Here is a 3,343-nt window from a genome sequence, read left to right as displayed (position 1 = left end):
GGCGCTGCGCTATGCCACCCCACTGTTCCTGGCGCTGGTGCTGATCGAGCTGGCCGACCTGGTGTTCGCCGTCGACAGCGTCCCGGCGATCTTCGCCATTACCCAGGACCCGTTCATCGTCTATACCTCGAACATCTTTGCCATTCTTGGCTTGCGCTCGCTGTACTTCGCCCTGTCGGCGCTGATGCACCGCTTCGTTTACCTCAAGTATGCGTTGGCGCTGGTGTTGATCTTCATTGGGTGCAAGATTTTCTATCACGGCATGGTGGGCAAGGTGCCAGCATTGCTGTCGTTGGGGGTGACGTTCGGGCTGTTGCTGGGTGGAGTGGTGGTTTCGTTGGTCAAGACGCGGGGGGAGAAGGTGGCTGTCGTAGATCAGGCGCTCGGGCAAGCTACAAATGCCGATCGTAAAGCCGGCCAGAAAGAGGAAGACCCGCAGATGCGGGTCTGATTACCCCTACTTGAACTTGAATAACGCCCATACAATCACCATCCATATGAGTCCGGTCATGTTTAGCCAGGCAGAAATCTTCAACCTGCGTTTAAGCTTTTGCGGAAACGCATTTAACTCACCAGCATCCAGTTGACCCATTCGCAGCGCTAGCCATGGAAATGCCACTAGCCCACTTACCGTACATAGCGTCATCCAGCGCCACTTGAATGACCCAGAACCCCAATAGCACTTGATGCTTTCAAAATAGGGGTTACTGGTGATGGCCGAGCACGCGACATCATAATCTTTGGTCAATGTCGAGACAGCACTAAGGACTAGTCCAGGTATGCTGATAGCAAACGGACTTAATAGAATCGCGACTTTAGCAAGTGGTTGCCAGCCAGTAATGTCAATCACTGGTTGCCTCGTAAATAAACTCGCCTACGGACTCACCGAGCTTCCCGCCCAGCACTCCCCCAGCCATGCCGCTGGCGCCCACCAGCACTATGCCGCATACCGGTGCAGCCAGACCTGCCGAGCCCATGGTAACAGCGGCACAAATTGTTCCGGATACGAGGTTTGCTCCTAAGGTGGCAACTATCGCTCCGGCGGTTCCAGTAGCAAAACCTCCCGTCTCGGTTAGTCTGACCTTTTTACAGTCTTCAGTCTCACCAGCGCGACAAACCTCTTGCACTTTTAAATATGAAGAAGCACCCCCCAACCCAATCGCAGCATACCCACCATATTGAAGGTACTTGCTAAGCCGCGCCACCTTGTCCAGATGCGTTGCATACCCCGGAATCTGCCCCGGCCCGCCGGCCTTCGACCAGTGGTGTACAAGGCTCTTGGTCGAAATGTTCAAACTCTTCTTCAGCCTTTCATAGCTTCCCAGGTTCAGTTGCTTGTTAAGGAATGCCACTTTCAACTGGCCCATCCAGCTGCTGCAGCAACTGTCGACACTCGGGGATAACCACGACTATTCAGTTGGCCGCAGTGCATAAACTCGCGCCAATTCGGACTACTCACCTCTTATAATGAAGTAACCAATCAGCGTCCAGAAAACAGCAAAGAAATTCAGCCACAACCCCACAACCATTTTTCGCTGCAAATATGAAGGAAAGCTCTTTAGCTCGTTTTGGTCAAGCCAGCCCATGTAAATATGGAACGTAGGGAACGTGACCAAAGCGCTCACCACGCTTATAAGCAGGCATCGAGATCTCAAGCCTCCCTTTCCCCAAATGGGCTTCATTTGCTCTAAGTAGGGGTTGCTTTGAATAGCTGACAAGGCAATTTTGAAATCTTGTGACATTGCAATTTGCGCGTTCAGAGCAAGCCCTGCGAACCCACTGACGAACGGGACGATAAGAAATAATAATTTCAAAGCGGGCGGCCAGCTATCGAAGTCAATCATCTGTAATCTCATAAATCTGCTCACCAGCCTTCGTGGTTGCATCACCGTCGACTGCCTGACCTTTTCCTTCCAGGATGACGCGCATGTTCAAGCTCCCTTTGCATGATTCAGGTTGGAAAACCTAACATCACCAAGGGCGCTTCAAGTGCCTGTAAAAGAAATTCAGATGTTTCCTACAAAATTGTTGAGCTTACACTTTAATGCATATCCGTTGGTCAAGATGCGAGCGGAGGAGGCAACATCAAGGACGCTCAACCCAGACAGCCCGCTAATTCCAATGTTGCGTTCAGTAACGAGGCAGATCCGCAAATGCGGGGCTGATCGAATTCGCGCAGAGATCACTTCTTTAGAGGCGTATGCCACCTAGAAGCCGCCCGGATCGAGATTGACCATTCCGCTACGCTCTGGACAGTTCGACTACTGCGGCTGCAACCGCAATCCAGACAAACCCGATAATTGACAACCACGCCGAAATTCCAAGCTTTCGTTTCAGCTTTGAAGGAAATGCCCTCAACTCATCGACATTCAGATTGCCAGAGCGCAAAGCTAGCCCCGGAAATGTGACAAGACCGCCGATACTGCAGACCAACATCCAACGCCATTTCAGGTTTGACGTCCCCCAGGATATTTTTAGCCGTTCCATATACGGATTGCTGGTAATCGCAGAGCAGACGACATGGAAGTCGCGCGATAACGTAATAGAAAGATTAATCAATACACCAAGGAGAGAGACGACAAATGGGGTAATTACAAATAGCAACTTCATTACCACCGGCCAGCTCTCAAATTTCATCATTAGATACCTCATAGATGAATTCGCCGAACGACCCACCCAGCAATTCTCCAAGTTTTCCACCTGCTAGACCACCTGTTCCCGCAACCACGAGACCACAAACTGGCAGACCTATTCCTGCTGTACCTGCGGTAAATACGGCACATAATGTACCCACCGCAGTACCAGCCAATGCCGCCCCCGCTGATGCGCCCCCGACCGCCAAACTGAACGATCCGGTTTCAACATATCGAATCTTTGCACAGGCTTCCGCGTCCCCACTTCGACAGACCTCTTGTACTTTCAAATAGGACGAGGTCCCACTCAGGCCAATTGCAGCGTACCCCCCATATTTCAGGAAATTGCCAAGCCGCGCCACCTTGTCCAGATGCGTTGCATACCCCGGAATCTGCCCCGGCCCGCCGGCCTTCGACCAGTGGTGTACAAGGCTCTTGGTCGAAATGTTCAAACTCTTCTTCAGCCTTTCATAGCTTCCCAGGTTCAGTTGCTTGTTAAGGAATGCCACTTTCAACTGTCCATCCAGCTGCTTCAAGAGCTGCCGCCGTTCAGCGAAGAACCCTGGACTGTTCAGGTGGCCATGGCGCATGAATTCCCGCTGATGCAACTGCTCGATCCTGGTCAACGTGCCACTGACCTGCTTCAAACCCTGGTCCAGCATATCCTTGCCCACGCCCATAGACTGGCTGGCATTGCTGAGCAACCCCGC

General features: G+C 52.1%; 2 protein-coding genes and 3 pseudogenes. 1 reads left to right on the top strand and 4 read right to left on the bottom strand.

The window, feature by feature from the left end:
• Positions 1-451, top strand: a pseudogene (locus tag HP546_RS28030) (TerC family protein); the annotation flags it as partial.
• A gap of 391 nt (positions 452-842) precedes the next feature.
• Here HP546_RS28030 and HP546_RS28025 read toward each other — a convergent pair.
• The 4 genes and pseudogenes from HP546_RS28025 to HP546_RS28010 form a co-directional block, all read right to left on the bottom strand.
• Positions 843-1,441: pseudogene (locus HP546_RS28025) on the bottom strand (hypothetical protein); the annotation flags it as partial.
• A gap of 10 nt (positions 1,442-1,451) precedes the next feature.
• Positions 1,452-1,844, bottom strand: a complete 393-nt coding sequence (locus tag HP546_RS28020; protein WP_172232406.1) for a hypothetical protein — start codon at positions 1,842-1,844, stop codon at positions 1,452-1,454.
• Positions 1,845-2,241: 397 nt separating this feature from the next.
• Positions 2,242-2,637, bottom strand: coding sequence for a hypothetical protein (locus HP546_RS28015; protein ID WP_172232403.1), 396 nt, complete (start codon positions 2,635-2,637; stop codon positions 2,242-2,244).
• A pseudogene (locus HP546_RS28010) lies at positions 2,627-3,343 on the bottom strand (PAAR domain-containing protein); the annotation flags it as partial. The gene HP546_RS28015 and the pseudogene HP546_RS28010, both read right to left, overlap by 11 nt.

Origin of the sequence: Pseudomonas sp. CM25 (assembly GCF_013179705.1) — a bacterium.
Lineage (GTDB): Bacteria > Pseudomonadota > Gammaproteobacteria > Pseudomonadales > Pseudomonadaceae > Aquipseudomonas.
Note: the sequence above shows the minus strand (reverse complement) of the source record. Positions and strands in the feature narration are given on the sequence as shown.

Bases quoted from the DNA above. Each gene is read 5' to 3' on its own strand.
- HP546_RS28015 (WP_172232403.1), bottom strand. From the start codon at position 2,637: ATGAAATTTGAGAGCTGGCCGGTGGTAATGAAGTTGCTATTTGTAATT.
- HP546_RS28020 (WP_172232406.1), bottom strand. From the start codon at position 1,844: ATGATTGACTTCGATAGCTGGCCGCCCGCTTTGAAATTATTATTTCTT.